General features: G+C 41.0%; 14 protein-coding genes. 1 reads left to right on the top strand and 13 read right to left on the bottom strand.

Translation table 11 applies throughout. From position 1 onward, the window contains the following. Positions 1–84: 84 nt before the first annotated feature. From T357_RS0107235 to yfbR, 9 genes are all read right to left on the bottom strand, one after another. Positions 85–576 carry a DUF6672 family protein gene (locus T357_RS0107235; protein WP_044916397.1) on the bottom strand — a complete coding sequence of 164 codons (492 nt, stop codon included), beginning with the start codon at positions 574–576 and terminating at the stop codon, positions 85–87. Further along, positions 569–1,672, bottom strand: coding sequence for an ABC transporter permease (locus T357_RS0107230; protein ID WP_031550322.1), 1,104 nt, complete (start codon positions 1,670–1,672; stop codon positions 569–571). Before T357_RS0107230 ends, T357_RS0107235 begins: the two co-directional genes overlap by 8 nt. Continuing rightward, the gene (locus T357_RS0107225; protein ID WP_031550320.1) at positions 1,669–2,739 is read right to left on the bottom strand and encodes an ABC transporter permease; all 1,071 of its coding nucleotides are present in this window, start codon (positions 2,737–2,739) and stop codon (positions 1,669–1,671) included. Before T357_RS0107225 ends, T357_RS0107230 begins: the two co-directional genes overlap by 4 nt. A 13-nt stretch (positions 2,740–2,752) precedes the next feature. After that, on the bottom strand, positions 2,753–4,339 hold the full coding sequence (locus T357_RS0107220) for a sugar ABC transporter ATP-binding protein (RefSeq protein WP_031550317.1): 1,587 nt from the start codon (positions 4,337–4,339) through the stop codon (positions 2,753–2,755). A 163-nt stretch (positions 4,340–4,502) separates the two neighbouring features. Beyond that, on the bottom strand, positions 4,503–5,795 hold the full coding sequence (locus T357_RS0107215) for a DUF3798 domain-containing protein (RefSeq protein WP_031550314.1): 1,293 nt from the start codon (positions 5,793–5,795) through the stop codon (positions 4,503–4,505). 282 nt (positions 5,796–6,077) lie between these two features. Next, positions 6,078–7,172, bottom strand: coding sequence for a polysaccharide deacetylase family protein (locus tag T357_RS20140; protein WP_049962328.1), 1,095 nt, complete (start codon positions 7,170–7,172; stop codon positions 6,078–6,080). Between the two features lie 67 nt (positions 7,173–7,239). Next, positions 7,240–8,139, bottom strand: coding sequence for a L,D-transpeptidase (locus T357_RS20135; protein WP_049962327.1), 900 nt, complete (start codon positions 8,137–8,139; stop codon positions 7,240–7,242). A gap of 101 nt (positions 8,140–8,240) precedes the next feature. Further along, a complete protein-coding gene (locus tag T357_RS0107195) occupies positions 8,241–10,715 on the bottom strand; it encodes an amidohydrolase family protein (RefSeq protein WP_031550297.1) in 2,475 nt (824 codons plus the stop codon). Between the two features lie 122 nt (positions 10,716–10,837). Further along, on the bottom strand, positions 10,838–11,440 hold the full coding sequence (gene yfbR, locus T357_RS0107190) for a 5'-deoxynucleotidase (RefSeq protein ID WP_031550294.1): 603 nt from the start codon (positions 11,438–11,440) through the stop codon (positions 10,838–10,840). A gap of 274 nt (positions 11,441–11,714) precedes the next feature. Here yfbR and T357_RS0107185 point away from each other — a divergent pair, with 274 nt between their 5' ends. Then, positions 11,715–12,191 (top strand): hypothetical protein, encoded by a 477-nt coding sequence (locus tag T357_RS0107185; protein WP_031550291.1) that lies wholly within the window; start codon positions 11,715–11,717, stop codon positions 12,189–12,191. 67 nt (positions 12,192–12,258) lie between these two features. Here T357_RS0107185 and T357_RS0107180 read toward each other — a convergent pair whose 3' ends face one another. The 4 genes from T357_RS0107180 to T357_RS0107165 all read right to left on the bottom strand — a co-directional run bounded on the left by T357_RS0107180 (position 12,259) and on the right by T357_RS0107165 (position 17,425). Continuing rightward, positions 12,259–12,612, bottom strand: coding sequence for a hypothetical protein (locus tag T357_RS0107180; RefSeq protein WP_031550289.1), 354 nt, complete (start codon positions 12,610–12,612; stop codon positions 12,259–12,261). 1 nt (position 12,613) lies between these two features. Beyond that, entirely contained in the window at positions 12,614–13,903 is a 1,290-nt protein-coding gene (locus tag T357_RS0107175) for a replication initiation protein (RefSeq protein WP_031550286.1), read from the bottom strand. Between the two features lie 1,356 nt (positions 13,904–15,259). Continuing rightward, entirely contained in the window at positions 15,260–16,480 is a 1,221-nt protein-coding gene (locus tag T357_RS0107170; RefSeq protein WP_031550283.1) for a coiled-coil domain-containing protein, read from the bottom strand. A gap of 114 nt (positions 16,481–16,594) precedes the next feature. Beyond that, complete coding sequence (locus T357_RS0107165) at positions 16,595–17,425, bottom strand: ParA family protein (protein ID WP_031550280.1); 831 nt, start codon at positions 17,423–17,425, stop codon at positions 16,595–16,597. Positions 17,426–18,026 lie beyond the last annotated feature (601 nt).

The following is an 18,026-nucleotide window of genomic DNA, read 5'->3' as shown; positions in this document are numbered from 1 at the left end:
CTGAGATATCGAAGCCGGTAATTATTCGCCGCCGCTTCTTTAAATATATTAAATTGTCAAAACAAAGCTCCGGCTCCGGTCTTTTTAACCCTGTGATGCTTCGCTCTCTTCACCGAAATCCATAAGTCCGGCTGTATCATCCGTTACAACAACTTCTTCCGCTGCATCAGACTCAGAAGGTACGGAAATAAACTCTGAAACGTACTGATCCTGAGAAGCCCCTTTAAGCATGGCGGGAATGTTTAAGATGATACCATCCATATTGTACGGAAGAGGCTGAGTAACCTTCATCTGTACTGTATCGCCACCCTTCTCTTCTGTAACCACAAGCTCCATGGTCAGCTTCTGTCCCATTACATCAACCATACCACGCTCGTTCTTCTTCAGAGAAGCAACCTTCTTTCCATCCACCTTGACCTCGATTTTGTAAGGAACTTCGGCTACCAGATCAGAAGATTTATTATCAAAGTAAACCGTGTGACCTCTTCCGATAACAAACATAACAGCTGCTATCGCCATGATAACCAGAAAGGCTGCAATACGATATATCAATGTCTTCTTTTTTGAATTATTCATTTGCTTCCTCCTGAGCCAGTGCCAGCTGCTCACCGGCCTTTGACTTGTTCTTTCTCTTATTGGTCTCATACATGATAAGAGCCACTGTAATAACCGCATAAGATACAAATACACGGAAGTACTCACCGATCATTGAGTCACCGGTTATAACAGTTCCTGCCTTCGGCGCCACGATAAACATGGTGTGGAAGAGAATGATTCCGAGGAAAACATTACCGATGGATGCCTTTTCGACTGACGCACCACCAACCAGAAGTGCAGCGATACAGAACATACCGATCTGAGAGTGTGAACTGTAGGTTGCGATGTTACCCATGTTCTGGAGGTAAATGATCATTCCGATTCCCGCAAATACTGTTGAGAGAACCATGGATATGATTCTGGTACGTTCAACATCGATACCTGAATCTCTGGCAACACCCATATCCTGACCTACTGCTCTCATATCCTGACCAAGCTTTGTCTTTCTAAACCAGATGATAACGAGGCAAAGAAGGAATATGATGATAAATGTTGCCACAGGGATCTTAACACCCCCGATGTTAAGCGGTATAAGGTTATCAAGCTTCTGTCTCATGGAAAGAAGTGAAACTGTGTTTCTGATACCATAGCCTCTTGGAAGCTTGATGTTGCTGTGCTTAATCGGGATAACAGGTCCCATGAGATAAAGCACGATAAGCTGGTAGATACCATTGATGAAAAAGCTGATGATGTAACTGGTTATCATCTCACGACCCTTAGCCATATTGAGAACCTTTCCGCAGAAAAGTCCGAGGAGAGCTGAGATAGGAACAGAAACTATCATAGCCAGTATCATTCCGGGGATGCCCACTATCTGCCAGTCGCTAACCAGGATAAGTCCGATTTCTCCTGCCATGGCACCAAGTGTCATAGAGAAGTTAAGTCCCATTCCGGCCATGATAGGAATGAGAAGACTCAGTATAAGAAATGCATTTCTTCCCATTCTTGTAACTATCTCATTGCAAAGATAGCTTGGGGAAAGTCCCGAAATAGGTGCACACACAGCACAAATGATAACAAACATGAGTGGAACGGAAAAACGTCTTAATAAATCACCATAATTTATCTTATTCATTTTGTTTCCTCCGTTTTTCTTGTAAGTGCATACAGAATCATTCCGTTGGAAACAATTATTCTGATAACCTCACTCATATCAAGATGAATCATATTATTCATAACTGTCGGTGTCATGGTAACGATACCCTGGAAAAGGATGGTTCCGATGATAACATTCATAACTGATGCCTTATTAACGGAAGCACCTCCGATGAGAATCGCAGAAACCGCCGGAAGGGCCATGTAGAATGGCGCCATATAAAGCTGAATGAATCCGAAGCCCTGCTCATATACAAGGATTCCGATAGCTGCCAGCCATGTAGACATTACAACAGAAATAAGTCTTATCTTGTCAACATTTACACCTGAAGATCTTGCAAATTCCGGATTTGAACCTACGGCAGTCATTGCAGTTCCTGTTTTAGTATGAAGGAAAGCCCACATACCGAAAGCCAGAAGTGCAAAGAAAAGAATTGAACCGGTCGGAATAGAGAGATTTCCGATGTTTATCTGAAGAATCTTTGCAAGTGCCTGTGTGTAGTAACCCTCAAGGGAAATAGTTGTTCTCAGACCCTTTCCTGCCATACCCCAAACCATGTTAGGACTGTGGTAAGGAAGAAGCAGCCACATCATACACATAAGAGAAACCGATGAAAAACCAACATAGGTCGCGATCATCATTTCTCCGCCCTTGATCTTATTGAGAAGCCATCCGTAAATGCATCCAAACACAAGTGCAAAAGGTGTTGCAAGAAGGATTGCCATAAGGAAAGAAAATGCTCCTGTGAATCCAAGCTCAATGGACAGTGTAGCTCCCAAAAGTCCTGAAATGATTCCGAGAGGCAATCCGAAATTAAGACCGCAGCCCGAATGAACCATAGGTACCATCGCAAGCACCAGGATTCCATTCCAGCTGAAACGATTTATGATATTTGAGATCTGTGTAGGAAGATCAGCTCCTACAAAAGGTGAAACCACAAGAAGGAGTACCAGAAATCCGGTAATGATCAGTCTCGGAAGTCCAAAATCCTTTGCTATATCCTTCACCCTGTCACCAAGAGTGACCGTATTAGTTTTTTCAGTCATCACAATTTACTCCTTAACAGTTTTTCAGCATGAGCTCACCGAATTTTTCAAGTTGCTCTCCTGCCGGAAGTATGCCTGCCACCTTACCACCGGATACGATGGCTATTCTGTCACAGGTTCTTCTCAGCTCTTCAAGTTCCGAAGAAACCATGACGATGGTGACACCCTGCTCCTTATTAAACTTCTTTAATGCATCAAGAACCAGTGCCTTGGCTCCAACGTCGATACCTCTTGTAGGTTCGCTTACAAAAAGAAGTTTGGGTTCAAGTGCAAATGCCTTGGCAAGACAGATTTTCTGCTGGTTTCCACCTGACAGCTCTTTTGCTTTCTGTGTTGAACCGGTGCACTTTATCTTGAACTCTTCTATATACTTATCGGTAACTTCTCTGATGGCTGCATCATCTCTCCACTTGAGAAGTCCGCCAAGATACTTTTTGAGGAATTTATCCTGTATCTGCATGGCAGGGAAGGAAACATTCCACTCCAGTGATTCATCCAGCAGAAGTCCAACGCCTCGTCTGTCTTCCGATACAAATGCGAAAGAAGAATCGAGACATTTTCTCGGATTGTTAAGAGGTATATCCTTACCCTCAAAGGTTACCGATCCGCCTGACTGATAAAGTCCCATAACTCCGTTGGGGATACCCAGCTTACCTTGTCCTGCAAGTCCTCCGATTCCGAGGATTTCTCCCTCTCTTACATCAAGGCTTACATTCCTTACAGTCTCTCCCGGCATATCTACCCAAAGATTTTTTATGGACATGATAATGTTTTTGTCCGCACCGGTATCCTCAGTTACATAAGATACATCTGAATCCGCAACATCACGTCCAACCATCCATTTAGTGATGTCCTGAACGCTGGTGTCCTTTGTAGCTGATTCATTTACTACGTAACCGTCTCTCATAGTTACTACTTTGTCACATACCGCGAGGATCTCTCCAAGTCTGTGTGTGATAAAGATGACGGCAATGCCTCTCTTGGACATTCCCCTTATAGAATCAAGAAGAGCTTCCGCTTCCTTTTCTGTAAGAACTGCTGTAGGCTCATCGAGTATAAGCAGCTTCAACTGTTCTTTTGAAAGCTCTCTTGCAATTTCCGTAAACTGTTTGTGTCCCACAGGCATGTTGCTTATAAGCATATTCTTATCTATGGTGACACCCATTTTTTCAATGGATTCGATGGCACGTCTGTCCATATCCTTTCTGTCCAGTGTATCCATACGGTCACTGAAAAGGTCTGACAGCACGCTCTTTTTCTTTGATTCTCTGTTCAGTAATATGTTTTCTGTTGCAGTAAAACCCGGAATAAGTGAAAATTCCTGATGAACCATGCCGATTCCGGCAGCAATGGCGTCAAAGGGTGATTGAAATGACACCTTTTGGGAATCCAGTATAATCTCTCCCCCGTATCCTCCGGTTTCACGGATCACATCCGCTCCGAAGAGTATCTTCATCAGCGTAGACTTACCTGCACCATTTTCTCCGCAAAGACCTACAACCTCACCTTCTTCTATTGTAAGGTTAATGTCTGAAAGAACCTGATTCCCGAAAAAGTCCTTCTTAATGTTTTTCATTTCAAGTAGTGGTGCTTTACTCATTGTTATAATACCTTTCTAAAATGAGATTTCTATCAGCTTTTCTCAATATGCTTTCTTATTGGAATACTGATATGGTTTAGCCCAAAAATGTGGGGAGATATCCATATCTCCCCACAATGGTCTAACCTATTTGCGACGCAATCTGAAAGCATCCTTTGAATAATTACTTAGTAGTAAAGTACTTCTCAGGAACCTCAATCTCTGTTGATCCCATGTACTTACCAGGATCGCCCATGATGTATGTATCCTGATAGATAAGGAATGTATTGTCAGCCTTAACACCTGTATCAGCATTTGTATAGTTTGAACCGTTCCAAGCTGCTCCGGGTGAGAACTCCTCATAAGCCTTTGAGATATCGTCGATATCTGTAAGCTCGCTGTTTCCGTCTATAACGTTCATAGCATGCTGTGCAAGACCTGCAGAAACTGTGTAGCCATATGAATAAGCCCATGTTCCGAATCTGCCTGCACCGCCTTTTTCAACAACTGCACTCTCAACCTTTGCAAGGATCTTTGTGAAATCTCCTGCTTCCTCTGTAAGGTCAAGTCCAAGTGCTCCCGGATATCCCATAAGAGGTGATGGAAGATCAGCCTCGATGAAGTATCCGCCGTTCTCAAGAAGTCCTCTGAGAAGCGGCTCTGTGTGAGCATCGTTTGTACAGAAGTATGCTGAATTCTGACCATACTTCTCAACCCACTCAGGAACGTGCTCAGCGATGTAAGCCTGGGCACCAGGTACACCAACGTCAGTTGTAGGATCCGGAGCGGACTCCATTACGAAATTCATACCAAACTCTTCACAAGCAGCCTTCATGATAGCAACACGACGGCTCATGGTCTCGTATGAAAGGTGACGAGGGAATGAGATGTGAACGAAAGTATCGCAGCCAAGCTCGTGAGCTGTACGGATAATGAGATATCCACGTGCTACGAAATCGTTGTTACATACAAGGTCTGCCGCGCTTCCGATCTCAGGAAGATCCTCATGTGACTCACCTGCGATACAGATGATGTCAGGTCTTCTTTCCTTGATCTGACGGAATGCCTCTGTTGTTCCCGGGATAGCCTGGTTAACAATGATTGCCTTCATTTCAGGATCATCAGAAAGGTTAACGATGGTCTGAACAGTTGTCTCAAGCTCCTCTGTGAAGTTATCAGGATATGTAGCAAGGATAACTCTGTCCTCACCATACTTAGCCTGGAATGCTTCAGCTCCTCTTCTGTCATCCTCTGACTGTGAAACTGAACCGGTTACGATACCGATGTGGTAGTCTGAATCTGCTTCTGCAGCTTCAGTTGCAGCTTCAGTCTCTGCCTTGTCATCCTTGGCAGCCTCTGTTGCAGCCTCTGTCTTTGCTACTGTCTCAATAGTTGCTCCTCCGTTACTGCTTCCGCAGGCTGTGAGAACTGTTGAGAGCAAAAGAACAGATGCCATGACTTTTGCAATTCTTTTCATACAATTTCCTCCTTCTTTTGTGAATAGATACTATATATAGTCATATTTAAGCCATATGTAGTATCCACACGCACTTTAGCACTTTTATGCTTTAACGCCGCATAACACGAGTATAGCAAACTATATTTCCTCAAACAATATAAAGTATTACAATTAGTTATTTTTAACATAAAAATTTTTTTATTAATAACCTCAACGAATATCTTACTGATTTCATAAAATAAAAAAGATGGCCACAAATTTGACCACCTTTTCTGCTTAACTTAAATATATGGGATAATGTTATCCCCTCATATGATATACTTCAGTACCTGGAACCATATCATATCCTTTTGCCTTAGCCATTTCACTTACAGTCACAAGCTGGAACCCCTTCTCCTGAAGAGCAGGAATGAGATACTCGGCTGCTGTGGCCGTTTCAGCATAGGTGTCATGCATGAGTACAATGTCTCCGTCCTTAGCCTGTTCAAGCACTACCTTTATGGTGTTATCCGGGTCCTTGGTTGAATAATCAAGCGTATCCACTGACCATATGATCATGGGAAGTCCCAGCTCTCCTACCTTGGCATTGATCTCAGCGGTACGGTTTCCTCCCGGTGGTCTGAAAACTGTGGGCGCGACTTTCACGGTCTCCTCCACCATATAGTCACATTGCCGGATGACGGTTCTTATATCCTCAAGAGGGATGGTATCAAGGTAATTATGTGTATAGGTATGGTTTCCGAGCTCGCATCCAAGCTCCACCATCCTCTTTACACAGTCATTGTTTTCACCCACAACTCTGCTTCCCTGCATAAAGAAAGTCACATGACCTCCGTTATTCTGAATGGAATCCAGTATGCGGTTTGTAACATCAGCTTTGGGTCCGTCATCAAAGGTCAGAGCTATCATAGGCTTTGAGGGATCGATCCAGCTTATATCCACCGGTGACTCCAGGAACTGATTGTTCATGGCCACATACTGATCAGGTATCAGATATTTCTTAAGAACATATCCGGTTTTTCCGTCAAAACTGAACTGTTCCCAACCTTCGATATTTCGCTCTACCACCACTTCAGCGTTTTCATCAAGTATTCCCAGAACTTCAGAATCACTTTCGGAATCAGCGTGAACGTTTACAGCCGTCAGTACTCTCGAAGTATAAGGGAACTCAAATTTTGCTCTCTCTATCTTATCGCTCTCGATTACGATCTTATCCTGCTCGCCTGAAGCTCCGTCAGATGTTCCATCAGACTCTTCCGAAATATCAGCCGTCTCCTCAGCCGCTGTTTCTGTATTCCCATTTACCTCAGGAATCCCCGCTGCATTGCAGGCGGCAGCTTCTGCCATCAGTGCTCCCGCTGCTGCCAAAATCAAAAAAATGTTCAGCCTCTTCATACTTATTCCATTACCCCTTTGTTTTTTAATCTGACATACAGATGTCTCTGTTTTTAACTCTTTCCTGTCACTCAACTATATAAACTCTGTCCCCAAGCTCCATCACATCATAGATGTCTCTGACCCACTCGTTCTTAACTCCGATACACCCCCGGGTGGCATCCATGAGCTGGCCGTTACCATGGATCTCGATACCTCCACCGAGTCCTGTCTTTCCGGAAGGTTTCTCCAGATTCCGGTTTTCATTCAGGAGCTCAGTAAATGTTGACTGCCCTATGATGCCTTTTTTCAGTCCATTCTCTGCATCCACTATGTTCGGATAGTTTACCTTCATTTCCTCTTTCAGGGCATCAGACACTTTCATTTCACATATGTAATAGTATCCCACAGGAGTTTTATAATCCCCCTGTTTTTCCTTGTTGCCTTCACCCGCCCCCGCAGTTGCCATATAGGATTTTATAACATTTCCGTTTTCCCAAACCTCCAGGTAGTGGGAAGACTTGTCATAGGCAATAGCTCTTCTTCCATGGCTGGCATATTTCATAAAGGTCTTGTTAATGTTATTGTCCTGAGGATTAAGCTTTACACCGTCAATGTCAACATAGGCAGTTCTGTCCGGAACGAGACGGTCTCTCACCATCTCCCCGTTCTCATCAAAATACCTTTCAATCCCATCAGGACATATCATGTATCTGTTTCTTACTCCATGCAAAACCGCAGCTTCCTGTGCTTCCAGGATGCCCGCGGCATGTGCAGGATTAGACACCGGGCTGCCGAATCTGGCTGCACCGCCCAGCGCCGCTACATCTACGACTCCGTCATAATTTGGATCATCCTCGTCCTCCACAGCGTATGATGACAATGTCATACATCCGGAAATGATGGTCAGGGAAAGAAGGGCAGCTAACATATGAAACCGGGATTTCTTTCTTTTTTTGTTTTTAGCACACGCAAGATGCCTGATCATACTATCACCCCTTTTAACCGTAAATTCACTCAACCTTCACAATCACTGCTAAATGATCAATATATTCTGAAGGTTGAGCATTCATACTTCCATTTTAAGCCTTAATCTAATTCTTCCAATGCTCCCAGATACCTGTCTACATATCCAAGTATCTCGTCAGCATTATCACCATCTTTAATATAGGTAATGTATCCTTGCAGCGAATCTGCCTTTGCCTTCAGGACTTTGGCACGTGAATCAACAAATATCCTGCTTTCATACTTGCTGTTTCTCGCATCCTGCATGAGATTGCATGCTGCACTGTTTCCATCCAGAGCTATCATAACGGACTGACGTCGTTTGAATATTTCATAGGCAAAGCTCTTGTAGGTACCAAGCGGAGATGATTCTATGGACACCCGGATTCCGACATTGGCTTCCCTCAGCTTATTCATCTCTTCTTCGGTGGTCGTAGCAGGCACAAAAACAAAAATCTGATATCTGTCACCGGCTTGTTCCAGCACATACTTTTCATAGCCAGTCATGGAAGGTCCCACAACGAAAAACATCTTGCCGGGATCTCCCTTATTTATAAGGTCATCAAGAAAGGCGCATTCCTGTTCACGGAGCTTTGTCACGTGGTGTGCATTATTGAAACTTCCTCCGGCAATAACTACAGGAATGAGGTCCTCCGGCATCTCCTTTATCTTATCCTTGAATTCAAGGGCGCTGTCATATTTTCTTTCTCCGCCGTCAAGGTCCATAAACGACTCTGACTCGGCATCGATCCTTTCCTTCAGGAATTCTTCCGGTGACATACCCTTGCACATTGCATAGAATTTCTGGATCTTTTCATTAAACTCAAACATAGACTTACTGAGTATGGCATCCTCCGCCTTACGCATCTTTAAAAAGTCCTTATGGTTAAGGTCCAGCATACGCTCAAGAGACAGCTGTTCGTCAATGGAATCCGTTCCGTAAAGTGCTCCGCCGTCTGTTCCCTGTATGCAGGAAATGCCGCTGTTTAAGTATTGTTTGAGCGGGTGGGTATCAAGTGTTGAAAGGTTATTGAGACGAACGTTGGAAGTGATCTGGAATTCCAGCACAACCTTCAGCTCACACAGCTTTCTGATAAGCTCCCTTCCCTTTTCCGTATCAAGATCCGCAGTATAAAGTCCGTGACCTATTCTCATATGAGGAAAATTCTGATCCTCTGCCAATGCTTCCTCAACGCATTTAATACTGTTGAAAACATTATCCGGAAGGGAGTCATTTTCACCGGCATGGATCCTGACAACATAGGACGGAATATCCTTCGCGATTTTAACGATGGCTCCGATAACCGATTTCAGTTCAAGGATATCATTGATCTCCTCGCCTACAAAATCGCTGCCCGCAATATACGGATCCACAGCCACGGCCTTCAGCACCTGAAGATTCTCAGTGAAATAATTACCGCGGGCTACCTGGTCCTTCAAAATAGTAAGAGGGATACGCCTGAGAGCGGCAAGGAATCTCAGTGTTACGCCGGTTTCTCTGGTGATCTTCGGCATAACCTCATGTATCTGCTGTAAGGTCTCTGCCGCTTCCTCTTTCTTCACAAGGGCGGTATCCGAAATTTCGGCATAAACGATTCCGTTTTTCTGGTAAGCTCTTGCAGTCCAGAGAAGCTTATCCTGATACAGAGTGTTGTCAGCGTAATCCGGATTTCTCCTGTCCTGCTCCATCTGCTTAAGAGCATTAACGATATCTTTATCCGGTACAGACTCAATATCCTTTATCTTTATTTTCTTCCGGGCTTCCACTCCCTTTGTGAATACATATCTGTAAATATATACTTTCTCAAGATTAGTGAAAACCGCCTGACCATCCTTCATCACCGCAAGGGATGCTCTTATCTTCGGAATGTTATAACGGCTTCCGGAAATATTGTTAAGGATCAGATCAGCAAAATTGATCTCTGTGTTGTCATCTATTTTTCTTTCGAGATATTTGCCCTGAAGTCCGCTGTTTTTAAATTTTACGGCGACCTTCTTTCTCTGCTCCTCCAGAGCTTCACGCTGCTCGGGAGTGATCTTAAGTCCCAGCTTTTTGATGTAATAGTACGGATACCTTATCTGATGATGGATGCCCATGGCGATGAGAATATCCGGGCTCAGGTTTGCACTTCTGTGGGTATGAAGATCCGTATGGAATTTCACATCCTCTCTGATGTAGGTCTTTACCAGAGTCTTCCTGATGTCCAGAAGATATCCCTTTGTCTGACTCATTAGAGTTTTGGCGATTGCAGGCACATAGGCCTTTCTCTCGATAGTCCCGTCGGGATAGATATTGGCAACCTTGGTATCTCCCATCCTGAGTATGTAGACCTTTTCATTTTCTCCATTAAAATAACAAGGGACCATGCCTTCGATCACCTTAAGTCCCTCTGAATTATAAGTAATGGGAAGATCACACACCTTGGCAAAATTTGTTATCAGATTTCCGGTGCCGTGGTTTGGTGTCTCAAGTATGTAGGACATCACATCGTCATTCATACTTAAAGTTACGATAACATCCTTTTCCTTATCCAGATAAAATTTTCCAAAATATGCCATATCAGATACCTTTTTAATGTGAAAACTACAGTTTGGATCCCCATGCCTGCCGTTGAAACTTCACACGACTAAAACCTCGATGATGTATCGCCGCAAAGCTTAAACACGGGAAATGTCATCACTCACAGTGCCAGTTCATCCAGTGTATTGCCATAGGAATTCAAAAATTCATCCATAAAATCCTTTACTTCAGGACACTCTTCCTTCATTTTATCCAGGGCTTTCAATGTTGACTTCTGTGCTGTAATGAACTCTTTATTGCCGGATCTTTCTTCTTCAATGCACTTGATCAGTGCCGATAATTTATCGGCTGCTTTCACCAGCTTACGCATATACATTTCATCTTCATCATCTTTATTTGGCTTGAAAATGCTGCTGAACGCCGGTCTCAAATCATCGGGAAGTCTTTCCAGAAGATGATCCTCTGCTATACGTTCAACCGATTTGTAAGCATGCTTTATTTCTTCATTATAATACTTTACAGGAGTGGGCATATCTCCGGTAATGATCTCAGAGGCATCGTGATAGATGCCGATTAGTGCAGCTCTTTCGCCGTCAAGATGTCTCCCGTATCTTACATTACCTATTATACATAATGCATGGGCGATCATAGAAACTTCGACTGCATGTTCACTGAGATTTTCCGGACGGGAGTTCCTCATAAGTGCCCATCTCTCGATATATTTCATTCTGGATATAGTTGCAAAAAAAGTATAATTATTCATTGTTACTCCGATAATCAGATGTTTTTGTATTTTTATTATTTTTTATCCCTGATTTTCCGTTCTTAATACCGATCTCCCGAATATCCCCGAAAATGATAAACGAGAGATTATATTATTATGAAATTTTTCTAATTTCGTAATATTTCGTTTGGTTTTGACGCTATTATAAATATACTTCATTTCTATGCATTATTCGTTTTATTTTTAACGATTATGCATTCTATGATTTATGATTTGTCACCTTTAGGATCGGTTTTTGGGAGGGGGATAACATATGCAACTACAGATCAACGCCGAACAACGAAACCAGCTTTATAAAAAATGGAAAGAAGAGTACAAAGTCCGTACCGACATGCACAAAGAATTTCATAAGATTAAAAAGCGTTACCTTTGTGCCTATGCTTTTATTCTCCTGATGATGTACGGAGCCTACCAGATTTCCCTTAATTATGAGAAGTTCAGATTCTTTGAGGCTTATGATCTGTATCAGTTTTTTTTCACTGCCTGTCCTTTCTTCATCCTGCTTCTGGCTATTCATGAGCTTGTTTTGTATAAAAGCATTCCGGATCCCGAAAAGATGGAAATTGATGACTTCTTTGTATTTCTTTCCTACAACGAATTCAGCAAAACCACAAAGATCATGGCCATGCCGCTAAGCGAACACTTCAAGATCAAGGATGATCCTGAAGCCATCAGCAAAACAGAAAATTCAGAGAATTGCGTGATCATCGGTCAGGTAAATGATCAGTAGAAAGATTCCATACAGTTTTTATAATCTAGACCCGATAATTGAGAAGGGGAGCAAGCTCCCCTTCTTTTTATATAGCCATTTTCTTAGCTTTTCTATTTCTTATTGTTTCAACTATGGAAAGCTTTCTTTTTTCTTCCTTCGGCATCACCTTGCCATCCCAGGTATTAAAAATCTCCATCATCTTTCCGGTAAGCTGCCCTATGGTCATCTGTGACGCATCATCAATATACTTCAGAAGTTCATCATCCGCAGTAATCTTTTCAATCCTCCACTCGGCATCCCCGACACTGGCAAAACCACTTTCTATTAAGTTTTTTTCCTTGTCTATGATGTCAAAGGATACTCCATCACCTGACACAACATAGTAAATTCCATGTCTTTTTCCGACTATTCCGTTTTTATATTCTTTAAACTTTGCCATTTTATCCCTTCTTATCCCACATTGTTGGCTTCTGTGCTATCTGTTCGTAATCATTTACAAGGCTTGCCAGCAGCCGCTTATAGGTTGTAGTTTTTGTATCATCCGGTGTTGCTTTTATCCAGTCAAAGTAGTGAGACATGTAGTCTGTAGCCCAGGCATCATAAGCATCAACCCGGATTTGTCCCGGCTCAAGATTCTTTATACATGCATGATAAAGATTTTCAATCTGGGCCTCTGTAAAATCCTTGTAAGTTGCCATGTAAAAGATCGGATAAACCGTCTCATCAGCTCTCTTTTCGGCAAGCTCTTCAGCATTAGCGGCTTCTTCTACCACTTCATCAACGGTAAAGACCTCTTCTTCCTTATCCATCTCCATGATATCCTGAGAGAAAAATGACTCTTCAAGGGTCATCTGATGAGGTTCTGTATCATCGATGATGTTGTCAAAGTTACCATTATACTCTGAATCCAGTATGCTCTGGGTTTCCTTCAACTCTCCACTGGTCTTTGCAAGCATCAGGAATTTAATACGCACAGGACGACGGTATTTTTTTCCCATGGCATCGGTTTTCAACGCTTCGTACGCAATTTTTATATCTGTATAATGATTTATCTCTTCCCTCGCAGGAGCAAGTACATCTCTTTCAAAAAATGAGAACTTAGACCAGCTCTTAGGGATCTTCGCTACATTTTTTCCTTTTTTATTCGGATCCGGTTCCCAATCCGCTATCTTCCTCATAAAGTCATTGTCCGTACCTGTTCCAAGCTCAAATGTCCAGGTCTTATTATTGAACTGATAGGATCTCAAAAGATCAAAGATTCTCGGACTGTACTTATGTGTCATAAGAGAAGTCTCTTCAAGACGGGGGGCAATGTAATACTTTTCCTTGTCTGTCATAAGGTTATAGAGAAACGGAAACATATCCTCATGGAACTTTATCTCAACATCACCGCTTCCGGGATCCATATGCACAACATTAAGCCAGTGGACCATTGCTTCCTTACCGCTTTCCAATGTTATCCACCAGGTTTTCTGTCCTATATCATTGAGTATTGCCTTTGTATTGGTATAGCTCAGCTTATTGGCTGATGCACTGCGATGTATGATCTGCTGAAACTCGCTGCAGTTAAAGGTATATACCGTGTTGATATCATCCGTGGGTTTTATCTTGGAGATGAGGTAATTTACGGCTTTACTTTCAACCAATGTAAGCGAGAATTTTCCCTCCTGAACCATCTTTGTGCTTTTGGCAACCTTTTGCTTTCGAGCTTTTTCTATACTGTGACCCATAAAAATAAAAACTCCTGTAATTCGTTGAATTCCTGAACGGAATTTTACTCAACCTTCGTTTAACATACCATTAGTGTACTTCTCGGAAAGTTGAGTGATCGTACGGATTATTCTCTCTTATTAATTAAATTCTATTGTAAAGTAAGATAAAGTGTATTTCAATGATTCTGATACCGTAAGTTAACTCAACTTTTACGTATTTTTGCTCAACCTTCCGTAATTTCACTCACTTTTCGGCAGGCTTTTTACGTAAATTCTCTATAATTTCCGTATGCGAACTCAACTTTCACTTGATGCAGTACTCTTAAAGGCGTATCTTCTCCGTATATTTACTCAACCTTCAGAATTTCGAGCGCTGCGGATATTATTTACCGTAAATTTACTATACTTTCATCAGTTCAAAAACACTATTGCCGTATAATAACTCAACTTTTGCTATAAATCTACCGTCAAATCTCTCAATTTCAGGCAGGGTATTCCGTAATATTTACCAACACTTCCGTAAAATCACTCAACTTTTTATACCGGGTTTATTCTGATTCACCGTAAACTTAATCAATCTTCTATTTAATTCCCGTAAATTCACTCAACTTTTCTAATGATTTCAGACCTTTTGGTTACTTCCTGACTATGGAAGATACCGTACATTTACTCAACTTCAGACATATTCTTTATCTGAAAAACCCTTGATTTTACGTGCTTTTTTCTTATAGTTTAATGAACCGTATAATCACTCAACCTTTTTTATCTGTCTTTTACAGGTTTACCGTAAAACAAATCACATTTCATAATATGTTTCCGTAAATTTACTCACCTTTTATATTGATGTCCGGCTTTTCAGCTGCTTTATATATAGAAAAGATACCGTATAATTCCTCAACTTTACCGTAATTTCAAGCTTTTTACCGTATAAAAACTCAATATTTACGTACTATCACTCACTGTTTAACGTATTTATACTCTCTTTTCTCCGTATATCTACTCTCTTTTCAACGTACGTATACTCAACTCTGACGGTATTTCTTCTATAAGATAATAAAATAAATAAAATATATATATATTAATATTATCTACTACTACAATATGGTTCTCAGACCGTAAATTTACTTAACTTTCAAGTCTATGTAGTTGTAGTAGTTGTCTTACACGTATATTGTTTCTTTAAATTCTGTAATCGAACAAGGATTATGTTGTTTTGACTCAATCCTCTGATTAAAAAAACACCAATGAACGAAGTCTGTCTTCTTTCATTGGTGTTCTATGTTTTGAAACTTCTGTACCTGAATCAATTATTTTGTGAATTCGGGTAATGCATAAACCTGAACCTGAACCTCATCATGGCCGGAATACAAATTCCTATACATCAGAAATCAGGGACTGCAGATCATCAATTATGGTTCTGATCTTTTGCACATCATTCTTACTGAACTGATATCCTCTCTTCTCTTTTCGTTTAACCAGCTTTATGACATTGTCATTTATCTTGGATATCATTTCATTTACAGCTATTGGAGCTGAAATACCTATGGATTTATTGAGCTGTTCCTCATCGGCTTCTTTGGCTTCTTTAAGGATCTTATGGTATTTATCAGCTTTTTCCTTAGCTCTTCTCAGCTGTGCCTGAGTATTGATAAGTTCAAGTGAAGAGCTTTCGTCGGTTTCCTGATCGCTGTTAACCAGAGATTCTAGTTCCAGGGTTTTGTTCTTCAACCTCAGGATTTCGTTCTCCTGTTCCTTGAGCTTTTGCTCATTTTCGCGAAGTTTTTCTTCTGTAGCTTTCTGTGCGGCCTGACGTTCTTCATCCTGAGATTTTAACTGCTGATATTCGTCTTCGGTTACTGCTTCGCCATGTTCATTAATATAATTCAATATATAGTTCTGAACATCTATGCTTCGTGATGCATACTGGTTTGCTTGATTAATAGAAATCTTTTCTTCATCAAGCAATGTCTGGAGACCGACGATGAGATTCTTGTTGATGGAATCATACTTTCTTATCTGTCTTGAAGAAATGGAAAGTTTCTCTGCTATCCTGTCATACAGCTTTTTTTCGATGCCTCTGCTCTGAAGGAGTTCCATAAGTCTGGAAACTCTTTTTCTCATATCTCCGGGATGTGAAGACTCTGATACAGCATCATAGTTCATAAGGAGATTTAACTCCTCAAGTTCTGTCCAGGGGATATCGTCCCTAAGGATCAATGCCGGAAGCTTTCTGTGCATGAAAGAAGGATTTCTTTCAAGTATCAGAGAAAATGCTGCATATCTTCTGTGTCCGGAAATGATTATATAGTTACCGGTTGCCTTACCTGTTCTTTCCTCTCCGCCGTCAAACTCTCTCGCTACAACGATGGCTGACTGAAATCCGTTTCTTTCGATGTTTTCCGAGAATATATCAATATCTGTATCGTCAATATCTCTGTTGTTAGGGAAGGTGACCAGTTTTTCGTACTGGATCATTTCAATCTTTGAACCGTTACCGAGGTCAAGACTTACTGTATCAAGCTTCTTTTGTGTATTTTGAAATAATATAGCCGCGTTGTTATATCCAAGGGGTGCGGCATCTTTTTTTGCTGCCATTTAACTCCTCCTAATTTGTAAATACTTTTTTTTGAGCCTTAATATCCGAAACTAAGATGCAGATGCGATCAACCTTGTTAAAGACTGTAATACCATTCTTGTTTCGAAGAATTTTTAACGCTTATCCATCTCAAATCTTGTTTTGGCATTTGAGTATTTTCTGAGGAGTTTCTTGTAGTCATCCAGGTCGATCAAAGACAACTGCTGAGCGACATTTATGTAGTCGGTTCCTGCATTGGTCTTTTTATCGTAATAGTAAATAGGCATATATCTGGAAAGTGATTCTGCGATATTGTTATCGTCTCTTATAACTGATTTTAATGCTATATTCTGGAACATTGCATCATATGCTGAATACTTCTGACGTACCAGAGTGGTTCTTGCCTTTACATGGGCAAGGAGTACACCTATGATCTGTAATTCACTGTTGTAATCTGCCTGTATTCTGTAATAGTCCTGTATTACATCTGCTATTCCATCGTAAGAGAAATTCGCAGAGTCAACCGGGATAAGTACGTAATCAGATGCTATCAATGACATATCAGAAAAGCTGTCGGCTGCAGGGTTATTGTCAATGATTATGGTGTCATAGTCTCCTTTTACCTTATCCAGAACTTCTTTAAGTCTGAAAAGATCCTTTTCCTGATAGCCGTTTGAATAAAAGAACTGGTCCGGTCTTTTTACATGCTTGTTATTGGGAAGTACATCTACTCCGAATTCTGAATGTACCAGCACTTCTTCAAGTGTGGCATCACCGAAAAGCAAATCTGTTATGTCAGGATTTTCTTCGTTAAAAGCTCTGTATACCTGGCTTGAATTACCCTGGCAGTCCATATCGACTATGAGGGATTTTTTACCTACCAGTGTAGGTACACATGCAAGTTCTACGCAGCTGGTTGTCTTACCTACGCCGCCCTTTTTATTGAATGCACAAATAATGCTCATTTATTCCTCCGCACAAACGTTCTATAAAATAACATATCACATTTATTATACTGTATTTTTTGCATAAATGAAATATTTTTGGTATAAATATTTTGATTGTTCTATTTCTGTTGAGATTTAGTCCTATACCAGTTTATATACAATTATTTTTTTTCTAGATATTCTGCAGGAATAGATTTTGATTATAAACGTTTCTGATTTTCATTTTTGAATATAGTCATTATATTGATTTGTATTTATCTGGATTTATTTGTGATTATATTATTTTGTTTTGATATGTTTGTATTTAATCTTAGGTTGTATTAAATCTTAAGTGGATAACAATAAAGGTCTGAATGTATTAATATTAAATTGTTGGTTTTAAAAACCGATTAATATTTAGTTTAAAGATAAGCGTTTTTGTTTTCTTATTATCCTGATGTTGTTTTACATAATTGCTGTTTAAGAGTGATTTGATTTTTGTGTGATGATTTAATTATATTTCGGGATGAGTGAAGGTAGGTGATCGACTAAACTATGTGAACCGAGTTCAAGAACATGCGTTCGTGAACTCGGTTCACACTCGGTTTGCCGGATATTGAGTCAAAACAACTTTAACACA

It is taken from the genome of Oribacterium sp. FC2011, assembly GCF_000701645.1.
Lineage (GTDB): Bacteria > Bacillota > Clostridia > Lachnospirales > Lachnospiraceae > Oribacterium.
This window is presented reverse-complemented; position numbering and strand designations above follow the sequence as displayed.

Excerpts from the sequence above, each read along its gene's own strand:
- T357_RS0107235 (WP_044916397.1), bottom strand. The coding sequence starts at position 576 with ATGAATAATTCAAAAAAGAAGACATTGATATATCGTATTGCAGCCTTT.
- T357_RS0107230 (WP_031550322.1), bottom strand. The coding sequence starts at position 1,672 with ATGAATAAGATAAATTATGGTGATTTATTAAGACGTTTTTCCGTTCCA.
- T357_RS0107225 (WP_031550320.1), bottom strand. The coding sequence starts at position 2,739 with ATGACTGAAAAAACTAATACGGTCACTCTTGGTGACAGGGTGAAGGAT.
- T357_RS0107220 (WP_031550317.1), bottom strand. The coding sequence starts at position 4,339 with ATGAGTAAAGCACCACTACTTGAAATGAAAAACATTAAGAAGGACTTT.
- T357_RS0107215 (WP_031550314.1), bottom strand. The coding sequence starts at position 5,795 with ATGAAAAGAATTGCAAAAGTCATGGCATCTGTTCTTTTGCTCTCAACA.
- T357_RS20140 (WP_049962328.1), bottom strand. The coding sequence starts at position 7,172 with ATGAAGAGGCTGAACATTTTTTTGATTTTGGCAGCAGCGGGAGCACTG.
- T357_RS20135 (WP_049962327.1), bottom strand. The coding sequence starts at position 8,139 with ATGATCAGGCATCTTGCGTGTGCTAAAAACAAAAAAAGAAAGAAATCC.
- T357_RS0107195 (WP_031550297.1), bottom strand. The coding sequence starts at position 10,715 with ATGGCATATTTTGGAAAATTTTATCTGGATAAGGAAAAGGATGTTATC.
- yfbR (WP_031550294.1), bottom strand. The coding sequence starts at position 11,440 with ATGAATAATTATACTTTTTTTGCAACTATATCCAGAATGAAATATATC.
- T357_RS0107185 (WP_031550291.1), top strand. The coding sequence starts at position 11,715 with ATGCAACTACAGATCAACGCCGAACAACGAAACCAGCTTTATAAAAAA.
- T357_RS0107180 (WP_031550289.1), bottom strand. The coding sequence starts at position 12,612 with ATGGCAAAGTTTAAAGAATATAAAAACGGAATAGTCGGAAAAAGACAT.
- T357_RS0107175 (WP_031550286.1), bottom strand. The coding sequence starts at position 13,903 with ATGGGTCACAGTATAGAAAAAGCTCGAAAGCAAAAGGTTGCCAAAAGC.
- T357_RS0107170 (WP_031550283.1), bottom strand. The coding sequence starts at position 16,480 with ATGGCAGCAAAAAAAGATGCCGCACCCCTTGGATATAACAACGCGGCT.
- T357_RS0107165 (WP_031550280.1), bottom strand. The coding sequence starts at position 17,425 with ATGAGCATTATTTGTGCATTCAATAAAAAGGGCGGCGTAGGTAAGACA.